This window comes from Streptomyces sp. NPDC047022, assembly GCF_040644155.1.
In the GTDB taxonomy this organism is placed as follows: Bacteria; Actinomycetota; Actinomycetes; order Streptomycetales; family Streptomycetaceae; genus Streptomyces.
In genome coordinates this window covers 113059-129774 of record NZ_JBEYVV010000003.1, presented here as the reverse complement: position 1 = coordinate 129774, position 16716 = coordinate 113059, and the positions used below count along the sequence as shown (strand labels likewise).

At 65.1% G+C, this 16716-nt stretch carries 17 protein-coding genes; 15 read left to right on the top strand and 2 right to left on the bottom strand.

The features are described 5' to 3' along the window. Positions 1 to 24 precede the first annotated feature (24 nt). Positions 25 to 3096: an N-6 DNA methylase gene (locus ABZ845_RS05700; protein ID WP_360973322.1), complete on the bottom strand. Its 3072-nt coding sequence runs from the start codon at positions 3094 to 3096 to the stop codon at positions 25 to 27. A gap of 1176 nt (positions 3097 to 4272) precedes the next feature. Here ABZ845_RS05700 and ABZ845_RS05695 point away from each other — a divergent pair. Further along, complete coding sequence (locus ABZ845_RS05695; protein WP_360973320.1) at positions 4273 to 5067, top strand: NUDIX domain-containing protein; 795 nt, start codon at positions 4273 to 4275, stop codon at positions 5065 to 5067. On the opposite strand, the gene ABZ845_RS05690 is transcribed toward ABZ845_RS05695, so the two are convergent. Continuing rightward, entirely contained in the window at positions 5051 to 6094 is a 1044-nt protein-coding gene (locus ABZ845_RS05690) for a helix-turn-helix transcriptional regulator (RefSeq protein WP_360973692.1), read from the bottom strand. The two genes, ABZ845_RS05695 and ABZ845_RS05690, sit on opposite strands and share 17 nt — an antisense overlap. Before the next feature lie 438 nt (positions 6095 to 6532). On the opposite strand from ABZ845_RS05690, the gene ABZ845_RS05685 reads away from it, so the two are divergent. The 14 genes from ABZ845_RS05685 (at position 6533) to ABZ845_RS05620 (ending at position 14677) form a co-directional block, all read left to right on the top strand. Beyond that, a complete protein-coding gene (locus ABZ845_RS05685) occupies positions 6533 to 6889 on the top strand; it encodes a hypothetical protein (RefSeq protein WP_360973318.1) in 357 nt (118 codons plus the stop codon). A 2-nt stretch (positions 6890 to 6891) separates the two neighbouring features. Continuing rightward, positions 6892 to 8235 carry an FtsK/SpoIIIE domain-containing protein gene (locus ABZ845_RS05680; protein ID WP_360973690.1) on the top strand — a complete coding sequence of 448 codons (1344 nt, stop codon included), beginning with the start codon at positions 6892 to 6894 and terminating at the stop codon, positions 8233 to 8235. Between the two features lie 84 nt (positions 8236 to 8319). Beyond that, positions 8320 to 8511: a hypothetical protein gene (locus tag ABZ845_RS05675; RefSeq protein ID WP_360973314.1), complete on the top strand. Its 192-nt coding sequence runs from the start codon at positions 8320 to 8322 to the stop codon at positions 8509 to 8511. Positions 8512 to 8513: 2 nt separating this feature from the next. Further along, positions 8514 to 8711: a hypothetical protein gene (locus ABZ845_RS05670; protein WP_360973312.1), complete on the top strand. Its 198-nt coding sequence runs from the start codon at positions 8514 to 8516 to the stop codon at positions 8709 to 8711. 76 nt (positions 8712 to 8787) lie between these two features. After that, complete coding sequence (locus ABZ845_RS05665; RefSeq protein WP_360973310.1) at positions 8788 to 9438, top strand: DUF2637 domain-containing protein; 651 nt, start codon at positions 8788 to 8790, stop codon at positions 9436 to 9438. Positions 9439 to 9458: 20 nt separating this feature from the next. Next, positions 9459 to 9650 (top strand): mobile element transfer protein, encoded by a 192-nt coding sequence (locus ABZ845_RS05660; protein ID WP_360973308.1) that lies wholly within the window; start codon positions 9459 to 9461, stop codon positions 9648 to 9650. Between the two features lie 11 nt (positions 9651 to 9661). Then, positions 9662 to 9817 carry a hypothetical protein gene (locus ABZ845_RS05655; protein ID WP_360973306.1) on the top strand — a complete coding sequence of 52 codons (156 nt, stop codon included), beginning with the start codon at positions 9662 to 9664 and terminating at the stop codon, positions 9815 to 9817. 24 nt (positions 9818 to 9841) lie between these two features. Then, positions 9842 to 10159 (top strand): SpdD-like protein, encoded by a 318-nt coding sequence (locus tag ABZ845_RS05650; protein WP_360973304.1) that lies wholly within the window; start codon positions 9842 to 9844, stop codon positions 10157 to 10159. 94 nt (positions 10160 to 10253) lie between these two features. Then, positions 10254 to 10436 carry a hypothetical protein gene (locus ABZ845_RS05645; RefSeq protein ID WP_360973302.1) on the top strand — a complete coding sequence of 61 codons (183 nt, stop codon included), beginning with the start codon at positions 10254 to 10256 and terminating at the stop codon, positions 10434 to 10436. A gap of 5 nt (positions 10437 to 10441) precedes the next feature. Next, positions 10442 to 10612 carry a hypothetical protein gene (locus ABZ845_RS05640; RefSeq protein WP_360973300.1) on the top strand — a complete coding sequence of 57 codons (171 nt, stop codon included), beginning with the start codon at positions 10442 to 10444 and terminating at the stop codon, positions 10610 to 10612. Then, a complete protein-coding gene (locus tag ABZ845_RS05635; RefSeq protein WP_360973298.1) occupies positions 10609 to 12075 on the top strand; it encodes a replication initiator in 1467 nt (488 codons plus the stop codon). The genes ABZ845_RS05640 and ABZ845_RS05635 overlap by 4 nt, the downstream gene beginning before the upstream one ends. A gap of 16 nt (positions 12076 to 12091) precedes the next feature. Then, complete coding sequence (locus ABZ845_RS05630; RefSeq protein WP_360973688.1) at positions 12092 to 12262, top strand: helix-turn-helix domain-containing protein; 171 nt, start codon at positions 12092 to 12094, stop codon at positions 12260 to 12262. Beyond that, entirely contained in the window at positions 12259 to 13632 is a 1374-nt protein-coding gene (locus ABZ845_RS05625; protein WP_360973296.1) for a site-specific integrase, read from the top strand. The genes ABZ845_RS05630 and ABZ845_RS05625 overlap by 4 nt, the downstream gene beginning before the upstream one ends. A 190-nt stretch (positions 13633 to 13822) precedes the next feature. Next, positions 13823 to 14677, top strand: a complete 855-nt coding sequence (locus ABZ845_RS05620) for a nuclease-related domain-containing protein (protein ID WP_360973294.1) — start codon at positions 13823 to 13825, stop codon at positions 14675 to 14677. The last annotated feature ends 2039 nt before the right edge of the window (positions 14678 to 16716 follow it).

The following is a 16716-nucleotide window of genomic DNA, read 5'->3' as shown; positions in this document are numbered from 1 at the left end:
CCCGGGCGGCGGACCTCACCGGAGTTACTCGATCAAAAGGCGAACCAGTTGGTCCAATTCCTCAGCGTCCGGAGAAGTGCTGAGTACCTGTCGGACTACTTGACGCAGTTTGACGAACCCCTTGGACTCGTCGAGCCGCAGTTCGGAGACTCTGCGGTGTTCCGCGGCGCCAATCTCAGCGATCCTCGAATGTGTGGCCTCCGATGGATCGTACGTAGGGATGGGTAGCTCCCACACCGCCTTGTCGATGTCACGCTCGTCCTTCCCGTAGGACATGAGGGGTCGGACCAATTCGGTCAGCGCCGGCGTGTTCAGGATCGCCGTCAAATAGAAGCCTTCCGCTTGGCTCGATACAGTTCCCCAGTAGAGCTTGTGCTCCAGCACGGCGTTTGGGTCGTCGACGAGTGCAGCAGTCACGTGCATCCCGGAGGCCCCGTACACCACACGCAGTGGGGTGCCAGGCAACTGATCCGTCAGCTTCTTGCGGAAATTCAACTGTTCCAGTAGTGAGAGCCTTTCGCTGCGACGATGCGTGTTCCACTGGTCTTCGGCGTTCCTCCACCAACGAGCAAGGTCGGGGTATCGATCCAAGTGAGGGTGATCGCCATCCATCAGCGTGCCCGTAGCCTCGATAGGCAGAACTGCTTGTTTCGACTCCAATACCATGTAGGGAAGGATGCTTTCGCCGAGAAGGACGGGACGGATGAATTCCTTCTCAACGATCCCTTCCATGTCAGGCAGATTTTTCCATGGCGTCTTCTCAAGGTTATTCCGTTCGGAACGTACAGAGACGCGTCCGCCACCCAGGCCCAAAGGGTTAGCCTGTTCCGATTTCACAAAGAACAGGTACTTAGGGTAAATCGTGGCCCCATTGTTGAAGCGTGAACGGTAAGGAGAGGAGATCAGCGACTCTTTGGCGTACTTGAGTTGAGCTTCCTCCCGCTTAATCCAGCCCTTGACCTGTGCCCAGGTTGTTGCTGTGCGAGAAATTTTCCCGGTCCACCGTTCGGTGAACTTGGAAAGCGGAGTTGGGTTGTTTCCCTGTGCCGAGGCTCCAATGCCTACTGTGATGCGGCGCCCAAAAATGACGGCACTGCCACGGGGGAAGAAGTGGGGGCGTAGTCGGCGTAGGTCCCACGATCCGGAGAAGGCGACCTTCACGGGTGTCTCAGGGTCGGGGTAGTCGCCAGCTCGGAATCCTGACCAGTATGGACGATCTAGTACAGGATTCGGAACCACAAAGGCGAAAATTCCGTCTTCGCGAAGATATTGCTGGATTGCCCTCGCGATGAACAAGCCCGAGAGGTCCTGATGAGTTGCCACCTCATCTCCGCGCCAAAGCTTGCGAGACTGAGACATCTCCTTGAAAAGTTCTTGCATGTCTCTCGGCATGTGCCGATAGGACAACCACGGCGGGTTGCCGATCAGGACATCCACTCGGTTCTCTGCGCGAGAGAGCCACATAGGTCGAGCAAGGTTTCGCACATAGTATGACCAGATATGATTGCGGCCTTCGTCGACGAGTTCACACAGCAATCTGAAGTTGTGAGTCAACTCCTGCCGGTCTTGCTCGGAGTTGATCGCCAAGCGATTGAACACCGCCGTAAGGGGAGGGATTTTACCTGACGGGCGATTCGTTGCCTTGTCTGCGAGTTCGTTGACAAGGTCGTCAAATTTAACGGCGTCGGCGAGAAGGTTCTCAGAGAATCGAAGCTCATTCTCGTAGAATTGGCCGCCGGCGCCCGTTCGGATTACCAGGTGACCGTGATCCAGTAGGTCAGTGCGTTGCTGCCACTGGAAGCTGTCCCCAAGGTATACCGGAACCCTTATGTACCTGCGGTCACTTGAGGTGAGACGTTCTTGTCCAATGGCGAGCAAGTAAGTAACGCGGGCCAGGGATACGGCCACGGGGTGGAGGTCGATTCCCGCTACGTGGTCGATGAGTTCATCAAGTGAGTGCTTGAGTGGTTGACCTGTAGCCTCTGCAGCTTCGAGGTACCGGCGGACAGCGTGGAAGAGGAACGTTCCCGATCCGCATGACGGGTCAAGCACCCGCTGGTTCAGGGGATCTGTGATGGTCTCGGAGACCATCTTCTCGGCAAGCCAGTCCGGAGTGTAGTACTCACCTTGCTTCTTACGTGTTTCCTGTGCAATGACGGACTCGTACAGCACCTTGAGGACGTCATGCTCGACCTCATGCCAATCGAACCTCGCCAGTCGTCGAGCTAGCGTGTGTACGAAGGATTCACCACCATCGACCTCGATGGGCCACCCAAAGAAGTCGGACTCAACTACGCCGAAGATGTTGGCTCTGGTGAACAACTGCCCCTGAACGAGGGTGGCCGGCCGTACGTCCTTGACGTCGATTCCAAGCACCAAGTGTGCGATGATCGCAGCATTATTGACAAGCAGTGTGTGTTCGATGAACAGTTCGTCGCTGTCGTCGAATTGTGCTCCTAGGGCGCTCCGCAGAAGTCGTGCCCACAGCTCACGCTTCAGTTTCACCGTGGGTAGATTCTTGTGCTGCTCGTAGAGCGCGGCGAGTGTCGCGCGGTCGAGCTGGTGTGAAGCACTGTCCGCGCCCATACGAGCCTCGATTGCGGAGGGCGTGGGCTTGATGCCCTGGGCGGTAGCGAGGACACCTTCTAGCCACAGCAAAAGATCTTCGAGCGGCACGCGGGGCTTGAGCTCGAATCGGCTCACCTGGATGAAGTCATCGCCAGCCAAGCTATAGGCGCGCCAGTCGACCCCGTCGGTAAGGATGCCCGCGTATCGTTGCCCCAGCTGTTCAGTTCGTGTGCGCACATACCCAGCGAGCTGCGCCTCTGCGGCCTCTCGAAGGGTTTTGCTGCGTAGATCTTTCTTGATCTCGATCGCGGTGAAGCCGATTTCGATGTCGATGCGCCGACGATCGCCAACCTGACTCTCGAGGCGCGGCATCACCTCTTCATGGAGGTCGTCATCACCTAGGTTCAAACCGCCATCCAGGAGCAAGGTGCGCACGTCTGCCTGGACTTCCGCTTCCGACCTACTGGCCGTGCGCTTGAGTAGTCGTGCGAGCAGTTTTTCGAGATTGTTCTGTGGGCTAGTGGTCATAGTCACAATGGACGCACTGCTCGCTGGACGACCGAGGGGACGTCCAAGACTCGTGGACGTGGCCTCTTCGGGTCCTGGTGGCGTCCCCTTCCTTCCTCTTCCGCGACGCGAGCGTCGACTGTGGCGTGGCGGCTTGCCTGGTAGCGGACCCATTCTGCCGCTTGGAGCCCCAATGATCACCCCTTCGAACTACTTGCGGTCTGTGTTTCGTCCTAGACCATCGGTCAAGGGCTGCCGGCTTGCGGCCACTGGCAGCTACAGGCTGCATGAAGCCGACCCGCACCCGTGGGACGGATCTGTGAACGACTGCGGTCGGTGGAGCGACTTTGGCCGGGAGCTGCTTTGGCGCGAGTGATCATGGCCCCGTAAGCTTCCGGCGAGTCGGGCAGTCTGTGGACCTGCCCGGTAAAGCACGACGTTGGGGCCGTGATCTTCGAGGCTCGCGCCAAAGTGGCTGGCTAAAGTCGCGGAGCCGACCGCCCCAGCCACAGCGGGGTTCTCCCCCTCTCATGGCCGCGCCCGCCGGCCGACCGGTAGCCCGGTGCGGGATCAGCGGGCCGTACGAACGCCCGCGCATCTGGCAGCATCGGCCCGCATGTCGCCGCCACCACGATCCGGCCTCTTTCAGTAGCACAAAGCGTCTTTGACCTGCCCTGTTGGGGATCATCGTTCGCCCCTGTGCCCGTGTTGGAATGTGGCCGCTGCGTGCGGCGACGGGCGGGCGGCGACGTGCGCCGGTGGCGGAGACATAGAGGCGGCGCGGCGGCGACCGACCGGCGCCGCCGCGCTTGGCGCGGCCCTCGGGTCCTTGATCCGACCTACCGGAAGTAGGCAACCGGGTGGAAGGGTGCGCGGTGGCCCCGGGAGCGGGGCGTAGGGGTCGAGCTGCTGTTGCCTCTTTCCCTTCCTGAGGCCGGATCGTGGTGGCGGCGGCATGTGGTCCGGGAGCGGCCGTTGATGCGCTTGGGCGGAGTGTGCGGCGGTCGGGTTGGCGATGATCGAAGAGCGCCGGTGGCCGCCGGACCAGCGAGCGAAGCGAGCCTTGATGAAGTAGGGAAACTCCCACCGCACCGCTGATCGTCACCAACGGCTGTCGGACCGCCCATCTACTAGTTACTAGTAGGTGGTAGGTACGCTGATGCTGGCAGCATGAGATGACGGGAGCGTGCTCAGCGGATGGGACCGAAGTCGGAGCGGGTGTACCGCACGATTCGCGAGTGGATCTCAACAGGCAAGTTCCTGCCTGGCTCCAAGCTCCCGTCTGAACGGACATTGTCTGAGGAGTTGGACATCGGCCGTACGGCTCTCCGCCAGGTGCTTGCGAAGCTCGTGAATGAGCGCGTCATCGAGGTTCATGGTCGAAGCTCCTACCGCCTCCCTGACCGCTCGGTGAACATTCAGGCCCCGACAGATCTGGAGCCGTGGCAGATCCACGGTGAGCGGACGCTGTACGACAACCGATGGGTGAAGCTGAGCCTTGTCGATGTCGAGCCGCCGGGGGTAGAGCGGTTCGAACATCACGTTGTACGGCTGCACCACGTTGCGATCGCTGCTGTGCTCGATGACCAGGACCGCGTGCTCATGCTCTGGCGCTACCGCTTCGTACCCGAGTCATTCGGCTGGGAGCTTCCCGGCGGCATTGTGGACGAGGGTGAAGAACCGGCAGAGGCCGCGCTACGTGAGGTTGAGGAAGAGACCGGATGGCGACCGGACTCGCTTGAGCACGTGGTCACCTATCAGCCCATGGTGGGCATGGTCGACTCACCGCACGAGATCTTCGTAGGCCGAGGCGCCCAGCACATCGGTAATCCCACCGACATCGAGGAGTCTGGGCACGTCGCCTGGGTCCCGCTCGCAGACATCCCTGGGCTCATGGAACGGGGCGAACTGATGGGCTCGGGCACTCTCGTCGCCCTGCTCAACGTCCTCGCGTCGCGTACAACTGTGCCACCGCCTACAACAAGCGCGTGAGCTGCTCGATGCGTCGCCGATGGCGTACCGATCCGGTTCGGTTGGCCAACAATCGAGCCTGACGGAGATGTTCGTGCGCCTGGTCGCGTTCGCCGCGTGCAAGGTGGGCTTGCGCAAGGTCACATCGCATTCCTGCCATTGCCCGAACAAACGTCGGGTCCGCGGTGTCCAGCGCGACATACAGGTCGTCTACGGCGTCGTCGTCTCCCAGCAAGGCGAGAGCGTTCCCGCGCCATCGCGCCAGGTGGCCCCCGTTCAGGAAGATGCTCAACATGTCGGGATCACGTGCATCTTCGCCCGGCGGCAACGCGCTCACAGCCATGTCCAGCGCCCGCCGGCACTCTTCGGGCATCCCGGCCTTGGCGCAGATCTCTGCCTCAGCCGCGTACAGCCACGCTTGGAGTCGCGGCGACATCATCTTGCCGCCGAGACGTTGAGCATCACGCACGAGCCCAACTGCCATCGCGGGACGGCCAGCGTCACAGAGCACGTACGCCTGCTCGGCTGTGGCATGCGCGAGATACATGGGCTCGTCAGCCTCCTTGGCCGCTTGCTTGCCTAACTCATAGTGACGCCACGCACGTTCGACGGCGCCGACGTCGAGAGCCTGCCAGGCTGCCAGTGTCGCCGCTCCCGCCAGCGCGCGAGCGACGGGGCGTCGAGTCTCCGGAAGTACGGCAAAGGTCAGTGCGTCCTCCAGCGTGGACAGGTGGCCGGTCATCTGATCGACAAGGCTTGTGGCCCCCATCTGTCGATCGACCGTGCGAAGAAGTTCCGTCTGATCCATGAACGTCTTGACCATGGTCAGACTGACGCTACGTGCTGCATCGATGCGGGTGACTAGGTCGTCGTAGCCGTCGGTCTGGAGAGGCTCGGCCGAGGCTACATGCCTGCCGTGCAACTCGTCATCGGTCACGCCGAGGAGAGCCCGCAGGATCTTCGCGTACCGCTCGCTGATCGACCTCTTGCCGTTTTCCCACTCCGAGACGTAGACGCGCAGGCTTGCCGTGGACGCAATCGCAAGCATGTGCTGACGCGCGTACTTCTCGATCTCGCGCACGAGCCGTTCTTGCGACCACTCGCGCGCGCTTCGCACGGTTCGGAGTCCGCTACTCACGTGCACCGCCCTGCATGTGATTACTGATCCCTAACACCAGCATGCCTCACATTGGTGCAGGTCGTGAGGGGTTAACCCCAACCTTAACGGTGCTGCCGTGAACCTCTGTTGGCTACCGCTGGGTTGAGTTGCGCAGTTCCCTAGAAGTGTCGCAGGAAGGCGAGTTGAGAAAGCCGAGTGGCGACACCGCTTGACATCTGGTGCGCACCAGTCGCAACCTATTGGTGCGCACCAGTTGGGAACGTGAGACACCCGCAGGCGTTCGCCTCCGGGCTCAACGACAACACAGGAGCGGCGACCCACCGCCAAGCAAGTACGCCGCCCCGCCCTCTGAAGGGAAGTTCAATCATGCGTCAGATTCCCGTCGACACGAACGGCGCGACCCTGATGGTCGCTCAGCCCCCGCAGACGAAGATGAAGGACAAGCGCAACGGAGTGATTGCTACCGACCGGGACACCGGTCACACGCTCGTGACCGTGGACGTGCTGTTCGTGATGAACGGCAACGCGGAGGTCGTCACGGTGACCGTGGCCGAGCCGGACATCTCCGGTGAGTTGGCGATGGGTACCCCCGTCGCGCTCACGGGCCTGGTGGGCGTGCCGTGGGAGAACGAGTTCAACGGGCAGAAGCGGCACGGGATCTCATTCCGCGCCGTCGCGGTCACCTCGCTGGTTGAGGCTCCCGCGAAGCCGAAGGCGGCCTGATGATGGACCGGTTAACGATCGCCGTAGTGCTCGCGGTCGTGGTCGGGCTGGCGCTGCTGCTGAAGTGGCGCCGCCCCGCCTGGTACTGGCTCACCTTCGGCGTCGTGTTCGCCCTGCTGCGGGTCCGGTTCCGCTACGCGTCCGTGATGGATGCCTGTCAGCTCACCGTTCCGGCTTCCCGGATGCGGCTGGCGCTGGCCCGCTGGTTCAACAAGCCGATTCCGCAGCAGAGGGTTCCCCGGCTGCTGTGGATCAAGCCGACCCGGATCGGCCTCCGGCTCCGGATCAAGATGCAGCCCGGTCAGGACGCCTTCGAGTTCTCCGCCGCCGCGGACCGGCTGCGCCACTCCTTCGCCGTCCATCAGGTCACCTCCCGCGAGACCAAACCCGGCGTGGTCGAGATTGCGCTGACCGGATACGACGTCCTCAAACAGGTACAGATGCCCGGCAGGAGTGACCGCCGCCCGCTGAAGATCCCGGTGGCTCTGGCGGAGGACGGCTCGGTCCACTACCGCGACTACCGGGAGATCCCGCACTCGGTGACGGTCGGCGCCACCCAGTCCGGCAAGTCCGTCACCCAACGCACCGTGATCAAAGAACTCGCCGCACAGCCCGTTGCCCTGGTCGGGATCGACTGCAAGAAAATCGAGCTAGGTCCGTTCGCACGCCGCTTCTCCGCGATAGCCGACAACCCGGACGACGCGGCTGACCTCCTCGAAGCGCTCGTGACCCGCATGGCCGGCATCTACGACATGATCCGCCGCGAGCAGCGGATCAGCGCGGACATGCCTGACGCGGAGATCGCCGCGAACATCTGGGACCTGCCCGAAGACTGCCGCCCGGTGCCCATCGTGGTCACGATCGATGAGATCGCCGAACTCACCATGAGCACCAAGAGGAACGACCCTCGCCGTGAGCGGATCGTCACCGCGCTGATCCGGCTGGCCCAGCTCGGCCGGGCTGCAGGGATCTTCCTGGACATCTACGGACAGCGCTTCGGCTCCGAACTCGGCGACGGCATCACCATGCTGCGTGCCCAGCTCACCGGCCGGATGGTGCACCGCGTCAACGACGAAGCCACCGCGAAGATGGCGTTCGGCGACATCTCCCCGCACGCCGTGTTCGCCGCCACGCAGATCCCCAACACCCGTCGTGGCATGGCCGTGGTCGGCTACTCGACCGGCGAATGGGTCCGCATCCGCACCCCGCACACCTCCATGCGGCAAGCCGTCGCCGCCTGCAACCGGTACGCCCATCTGGTCCCGGATCTGCCGGAGCTGGCCGACTTCCGGCCGCTGGTGGATCTCGCGCCCGTCGAGGCGCCCGCGGTAGTCGAAGCCGTCTGAACCCTCCCCGCTTCATGGCCGGCGCGACCGTCTTCGCGCCAGGTCCCTACCCCCGTCATGCCTCAAGCAAGGGAGACCACCCGCATGTGCCCCGACTGCGAGGACTTCGCCCGCACCGTGGTGATGCTCGGCCAGCTCGCCCTCTACGCCGAGACCACCGGCGCTGACCTCGACTTCGTGGAATCCGTCAGTCCATCCCTGGCCATGTCGCTGCCCGACATCCCGCCCGGCCACGTGCCGAACGAGGGCCCGGAGTACCCCGGCCAGGGGTGGTGACCATGGCCACCGCGAAACGGCCCGCCACCCGACGCAAGACGACCCCGCCCAAGCCTGAGCCCGCGAAGTGCCCGGACTGCCACGGCCACGGCGAGATCACCGAAGCCGTCCGCGTCGGCGCCCGCAAGAGCCGGATCACCGAAGACCACCAGACCGGTCTCTGCTTCACCTGCTGGGGCACCGGCGAAGCACCCGCTTGACCCATCGTCCGGGGCTGGGCGGCCGGACCCGATCTCCGCCCCGCCCCGGCTCAACCCCGCGAAGGAGGTGACAGGCATGACCCGCTCGATCCGCCCGGACGCCGTCCTCGTACAAGCCGTGATCGCCGGTGCCCTGTCCTTCGCCCACCTGCATGACCTTGCCGCTGCGGCCGGGCAGTCGGGCTGGAAAGCCTGGGCCTACCCCATCTCGGTTGACCTGCTTCTGGTCGCCGCCTGGCGACGCCTCCGTAGCCAGGGACCGTCCCGGCTGGCCTGGTCCTGGTTCCTGATCGCCCTGGTCGCCTCGCTCGGTGCCAACGTCGCCACCGCCGGATTCCTCGACCTGGCCAACCCGCCCGCCCTGCTCCGCCTCGGCATCGCCGGATGGCCTGCCCTGGCCTTCCTCGGCGGCACCCTGCTCGCCCACTCCTCCTCACCCGCCCCGACCGGAGACCGGGTCCCGGATCCGCCGGCGCCCGCAGCCCCAGCACCCGAACCCGACACCACACCCGCACCAACCCCTGCCCTGGAGCCCGAGACGGCACCGGCTCTGCCCGCCGCCCCGGCTGCGCCCGTCCCGGTCCCGGCCGCGCTGGTCGACCACGCCCGCAAGGTCGCTGACGACCACCGCTCCCGCACCGGAACCCCGATCGACACCGACACCCTCCGCGCCCGCCTCGGCGTCCCGCCTCACCTCGCCGACGCGATCGCCGCCCAACTCACCTAATCCCGGAAGGAGCACCACCCATGGGCATCTATCAGATCTTCCGCAACCTGCGCCGCGTCGGACAGGTCACTGTCGGCACCGCCTTCGGCCGCGGCGGTCAGGTCAAGTACGTCGCTGCCTGCGCCGCCGAAGACTGCGGCTGGTCCGTCGAGTACGACGACGTCTCTGCGGCCATGGTCGCCGCGCAGGGCCACCGCTGCCACGTCCGCTAGGAGAACCCGCCATGCAAGTACCGCTCTGGTTCGCCCTGCTCGTCGTCGGCTACCTCGGCATCAAGCTCGTCCGCCCGCCCACCTGGCTCATCGCCGTACTGCTCCTGGGCGGTTACCTCCTCGCCGACAGCGTCCTAGCCCCCGCCATCAACAGCCTCATCAAGTAGCCCGACACAGAAAGGAGATCACTGATGCTCCACCCGAAGATCCCAGCCATGCCCACCCCGACAGTCCACGCTGCCCCGCCCGCCGTGGCCGAACAGGCCACCGTCACCAGCACGGCCCCCACCCCGTCGCCCGCACCGGCAGCCCCGGTGCCGTCGCGGCCGACGATCCAGCTCACCCCCGCTACCGCGCTCGCACTGGTCGCAGGCGGCACCGCGGTGGTCCTGGTTGTCGGCGCCGTCCTGGTCTCGCTCCTGCTCGCGGTCGCCATCACCGGCGCCTCAGTCGCTGTCTGCGCCCTCGTCGTCCGCTCGCTGTTCGCCGCCGAGGCCAAGCGGCGTTAACCGGCCCCCGGAGCGGCCTCTACCGCCAAGTTTCGTCCGCTCCGGGCGCCTTCCCACTTTCCAGATCCAACGGACCCGAAAGGGAGACCTCATCATGCCCCAGCATGCCCCGAGCACGCCCGTCTGTCGCCACTGCGACGGCTTCGCCACCGCCGCCATCACCACCGGCACCCGTCACCGCGACGGCACCCGCGCCACCCTCCGCATCACGTGCCCGGCCTGCAAGGGCACCGGCCACACCACCCCCGCCCCCGTCCTCATCCGGACCGGGAGGTGACTGCCGTGGCTCTCCTCGACTGGCGTTCGCCCGAGCACTTCGATCACAGCGGCGACAAGCCGTGCGTGATCTGGACCAAGCCCACCCCACTGCGCTCCGACCGCGGCAAGCCCGTCCACAAGGTCTGCGCAGAGCAGTGGATTGACGACCACACCCCCAAGGAGGACCCGAAGTGACCACCCCCGCGTCCTTCGCGGACCTGGACCCGACCACCCTGGGGGATCTCCTCCGGGTGGCCGGGTCCCCCGGCTTCGACCGCTGGCAAGACCAGATCCGCCGAACCGGCGGCTGCGCCGACCCCATCCACCTGACCGGCTGGACCCTCCACAAGGACAAGACCACCGGCCAGACCCTGCACCACTACACCACCGAGAACGAACCCGGCGGACTCCTCCGCATCGCCTGCGGCAACCGCCGCGCCTCCCGCTGCCCCTCCTGCGCTTGGACGTACGCCGGAGACACCTACCACCTCATCCGCGCCGGACTCGCCGGAGACGACGCCAAAGAAATCCCGGCAACCGTCCGCGACCACCCCCGCGTGTTCGCCACCCTCACCGCTCCCTCTTTCGGTCCCGTCCACAACCGCCCCGACCGCGGCGTCTGTCGCTGCGGCATGCGGCACGCTCCAGACAGTCCCGCCCTCGGTACGGCACTCGACCCCAAGACCTACGACTACGCGGGCGCCGTGCTCTTCAACAATCACGCGGGTGAGCTGTGGGTGCGCTTCGCGAACCGGCTTCGCCGAGAGATCGCCGCTCGTGCCGGGCTGACACAGCGCGAACTGGCCGAGGACTGCCGCGTCTCCTACGGGAAGGTCGCCGAATTCCAAAAGCGTGGTGCCATCCACTTTCACGCCGTGATCCGCCTCGACGGACCCGACGGCCCAGAGTCGGCGCCGCCCTTCTGGGCCAGCACCGAACTACTCACCGACGCCATCCGCGCCGCCGCCGCACACACCTACACCAGCGTCAGCGTCCCCGCCTCCGGCGACCAGCCCACCCGCACGTTCCGCTGGGGCAAGCAGCTCGACGTGCGGCCCGTGAAGGCCTTCGGTGACGGCTCCGATCTGACCGAACAGGCAGTTGCCTCCTACGTCGCCAAGTACGCCACCAAAGCCGCCGAGACCACCGGCACCCCCGACACGGCCGTCTACTGCCGCTCCTGCCGGGGAATGGGCCGATCCCGCCTGTACGACCGCGCTGGTTCAGCCCTCAGCCGTTGTGTCACCTGCCGCGGCACCGGCCTGGGCGAAGACCTCGCTGGGCTGGACGTCCCCGACCACGCCCGCCGCCTCATGGCCGCCTGCGTCCAGCTTCAACCGCACTATCCCGACCGCCCCCTCGCCCGCTGGGCCCACATGCTCGGCTTCCGCGGCCACTTCAGCTCCAAATCCCGCCGCTACTCCACCACCTTGGGGGCCCTCCGACAGGCACGCGCCGACTTCCGTGCCGCCCAGGAACGTGACGCGCTCGGCCTGGACGACGTCGAGCCGGACACCGTCCTCGTCCTCGCCGACTGGCAGTACGCCGGACACGGCCACACCCCCGGCGAATCCGCCCTCGCCGCCACCATCGCCCGCGACCTCCAACTCAATCGCCAAACCGCCCGCGAAGAACTCTCGGCCCTGGAAGGAGCCTGACGTGAAAGACGAGCTGATGACCGTCCGCCAGATCCTCGATGAGCTCGGGGGAGTTTCACGGCGGACGTTCTACCGATGGCGTGAGCTGGGCCAGGGGCCGGCCGCTTTCAAGCTCCCCAATGGGGAACTGCGGGTTTGGCGGAGCGACTTCCGGACCTGGCTGCGGCAGTTGGAGACCGCCGCGTGAAGTCTCTCGACGTGAAGGTCTGGGGCGTCCGAAAGCGGGACACCAAAACACCCTCCTACGGAGTCCGTTGGTCAGTAGCCGGCAACGTCTTCTCCGAGTCTTTCCGCACCAAGGCGCTCGCTGACCACTACCGCACGAAGCTCATGCGTGCGATGCGCGACGGCGAGGAGTTCGACACGGGGACTGGCCTCCCGGCATCGATGCAGGAGACGAAGTCGGCCGTGACTTGGTACGACTTTGCCCTTGGGTATCTCGCGATGAAGTGGCCACATGCTGCCCCCAACACACGAGACGGCATCAACGAATCGCTCACTAGCGTGACCATGGAACTTCTCGGTGAGCGTCCCGGACGACCGTCAGACGAGATGGTCCGCAAAGCACTTCGCAACTGGGCTTTCGTATTGCCGGCACCGCACGAACGAGAAGTGCCGGACGACGTCCGCAATGTTCTTCATTGGGTTTCCAAGGCATCCCGACCGCTCGCGGATCTCGCCCAACCTGCCACGGCGCGGGCGGTGCTCGACTCCCTGAAACTCAAGCTCGACGGCACAGGGGCAGCTGCCGAAACCGTCAGGCGTAAGCGCCGTACTCTCGTCAATGCTGCGAATTACGCGGTTGACCTGGGAATGCTGCGAGAGAACCCGATCACGGCCGTTCGCTGGCAGAAACCCAAGGTAGCTAGCCAGGTTGATCCGCGAGTGGTCGCTAACCCGGAGCAAGCTCGTAATCTCCTGACGGCAGTGTCCTACGTGGGCGGCTACCGGCGTGCCCGGGGCCGACGCCTTGTGGGTCTGTTCGCCGCCATGTATTTCGGTGGTCTCCGGCCGGCGGAAGTGATCGGCCTCGCCGAGACTGACCTGAACCTCCCCGAACGCGGATGGGGCTCAGCGCTGCTGCACCGGACCCGTCCGTCGGTGGGCAAGCGGTGGACCGATTCGGGCGAGACCCACGATGACCGCGGGCTCAAGAATCGGCCGGCTGAGGACGTTCGGCGGGTGCCCATTCCGCCTCAGCTCGTCGTGGTGTTCCGCGATCACCTCACCACTTTCGGCACGGCGGAGGACGGGCGACTCTTCTTCAGTGAGAAGGGCTCGGTCGTCCCGTCCTCGACCTACTACCGCGTGTGGCAAGAGGCTCGGCTCCTGGCGCTTCCGCCGGCTGTCGCGGCCTCGCCGCTCGCGAGTAGGCCGTACGACCTTCGACATTCGGCGCTGTCGACATGGCTCAACGCCGGGGTTGATCCCACCGAGGTTGCCGAGCGCGCCGGCAACAGCGTTGAGGTCTTGCTGACCCGCTACGCGAAGTGTCTCGACGGTCGGCAGGACGTTGCCAACCGCCGCATCGAGGACCTGCTCCGCGAGTACGAGTGAGACAACCTGCAGCCACCCCGAGGCCCTAGACATGCCGCCTAGGGCCTCCCTCGTTTCGTGCCCTAGCTGCAGCGATGCTTCATACGAAAGGCGCCAACTGAGCAGCGTCGCGTGCCCTGCGGTCTTGTGCCCTCGTCGTGCTTGCTGCTGGCATGTCGGCAACGCCAATGCGGGAGCACCGGGGGGCCTTGTGGAGCTGCACGTCACGCGCTGGAAGCGGTACGGACATGACCGTCTGTACGCCAACCTGCCTGATGGCACCGCGGTCGGTTGGGCGGATGTCACGACGGGGGACATTACGGTCTTGCGGGCCGAGTATCGCGACGACATGATCGCTGTGCTCACAAAGCACTTACAGGGCCTCACCGAGCCTGTCCCGCCAGACAGGGCGCCCGAGGATCAGGCGCGTCCGATGCTGCCACCTCTGACGCTGGCTGACGACCTGGCCGTCAACCCTCCCGGGCAGTCCCTGCGTGATCTGCTTGCGGAATCCGGCCCGGGGCTAATGGAACGAGTCGTCTCACGGCTTCTGCGGCGGCCCACGGAGTGGGACTCCTGGCGAAAGGGATTAGCGGGGGAGCGGCGAGTGGGAACCGAGTTGAACCGCTTAGGGCGCCACGGCTGGCACGTCTTGCACTCCATCCCCTTGGCTAACAAAGTGGATATCGATCACTTACTGATCGGGCCCGGTGGGGTGTTCAGCATTAACACGAAGCACCACCACAAGAGGGCCGTATGGGTCGGGGACGATTCCGTGAAAGTCGATCACGGGAAACCGGCGCCCTACGCGCGCAAGAGCCGGGCCGAGGCCAAGCGGGTCGTTCGAGTGCTTGAGCGCTATTGCGACTTCCCGGTACCGGTGGAGCCAGTGCTCGTCTTCGTTGGTGTCACCGAGCTGAAGGTGGTCGCTACGCAGCTCAGTGTCCGGGTGTACCAGGAGCGCCAGGTATCGGCACTTGCTCCACTCTCAGGCGTTCTCACGGCCGACCAGGTGGAGCAGGTGTACAGCGTTGCTCGCCATCGCCAGGCTTGGAACCAGGCCTGAGCCGGGGCATCCCGATGGGGTGCCGCCGTTCCCACTGGAGCCATGGGCGGCCCCGCAGGACTTGAGTGTCCGTCTCCGGCGCTATTGTTCCGTCGCCTTCATCCCTTACCCCTCCGCAGAGGAGCGCCGGTGCGCAGGGTCGTTTGCATCGCCCTCGGTTTGGTCCTGATAGTCGAGGCCGTCTGGCTGTTTGTTCTGCTCGCCGGCATCACTGTTATCGCTGTGGCCTTCCCTCGCGAACCTGACCGCCCCGGCCCTACGTGGATGACCTATGTGTCCTTCGCCCTCGCTCTGCTCTGGGTCGGCGCATGCCTTTGGGGCGCTTTCCGGGTCTTCGCCCGCCACCGGCCGACCGCGACTTGGTCCCGGGACTGCCTTTTCCTCGCCCTTGGCCACCTCGCTGTCACTGTCCTGACCGGAGCCGGCGGCTTCCCGCTCGTGGCCCTCGGCGAACTCGCGTGCGTGCCTCTTCTCCTTCTGGTTGCCCGGCCCTCCCGCTTCCGCGCCTCGACGCCTACCGGCATTCGGTAGTTTCGGAACAGGGGGGCTGTGGACCGACCGTCCAGCGACGGCATGGCTTTCTGGGCGCCCACCTGCGGTAACGCTCCATGATCCCGTCCACGCCTCGTCCACAGGCCCCGGCATACGGCCGCTTCGGGCCGCATACGCCTGCACATACGCGAAGACCCCGGCCTCAGCGTTCTCGCTGGTGACGGGGTCTTTGGGCACCTCATACAGGGTGCCCCCGGCAGGATTCGAACCTGCGCACACGGCTCCGGAGTGAATGCGTCGATCACTTCGCGTAAGCCTCTGACCTGTGACGGAGTCCATCGAAGGGCATCAGCGACACGGACTGTGTCGGAGGTGTGTCGGGCGTCTTCGCGCCGGACGCCCTGTCGGTACCTGAAGCGGCATCGGACCACTGCAGTGAGAACCCGTCGCTCTAACTACCTTGGGGCGAGGGCATCCTCTGGATTTCTGGTGCTGTACCGGGGGGAGTCGAGAGAGGACAAGCGCTTAGAGGAGTCGGCGATGACCCGTAGCGTGTGGTGGGCGTCGGTGAGCTCGGTCTAACGGGGCGAGAGACCCGCTAGCACCAGCGAGTCTCTCGGTTGACCGTGAAGCAGTACTTGGCGATCGCGGCGGTCGTACCCGCGTTGAAGCCATTCTCGTAGTTGGGGTCCAGATCGGTCACACCTTGCGGCGCCTGCGCCTTGCAGGTTGCCTTGGCCTTGGCGGCGGTGAGCGGTCCAGGTAGCCCCTCCGTCCAGGTGGTCTGTGCGCGAAGGCCGTGGAACAGAGCTGGCCGCGGTGTCGGCTTGGTTATGAGCTCATGATGCCGCCAGGCGTTGGCGGCCCGGGGCAGTCGCGATAAGTTGTCGTGCTTTTCCAGTAGTCGGTTGCGACCGCTTGTCATACTCAGTCGCTACGATTCAACCAGCGCACAAAAGCGCCTTAGCATCTGGGAGAAACGGCGTGGGCACAGCACGACCGTTGTCGCGGAAATCCTTCGAAGCCTGGCAGGAGTTCCGAGCGCGTGTGGCCGAGTTGGGCGGGGCCGTAGTGGAACCGACCTGGCTCGGGGCGATTGTGCCTCACCGGGTACGGTGCGCGGCTGGGCACGACTGCACTCCGCGACCCAACAACGTCCAACGAGGACGGGGTATCTGTCGGACTTGTGCCGGCAATGATCCGCAGGTGGCGGAGCGGGAGTTTCAGGCGCGGGTGGCTGAGCTGGGCGGGACCGTGCTTGACGTGACATGGCTTGGGGTGAACGCTCGTCACCGGGTGCGGTGCGTCATGGGTCACGAGAGTAGAACCTTGCCGAGCTTGGTGCGGCAAGGCGGCGGTATCTGTCGGACGTGTGCGGGCAATGATCCGCAGGTGGCGGAGCGGGAGTTTCAGGCGCGGGTGGCTGAGCTGGGCGGGACCGTGCTGGAGGTGACATGGCTTGGGGTGAACGCTCGTCACCGGGTGCGGTGCGTCATGGGTCACGAGAGTAGAACCTTGCCGAGCTTGGTGCGGCAAGGCGGCGGTAT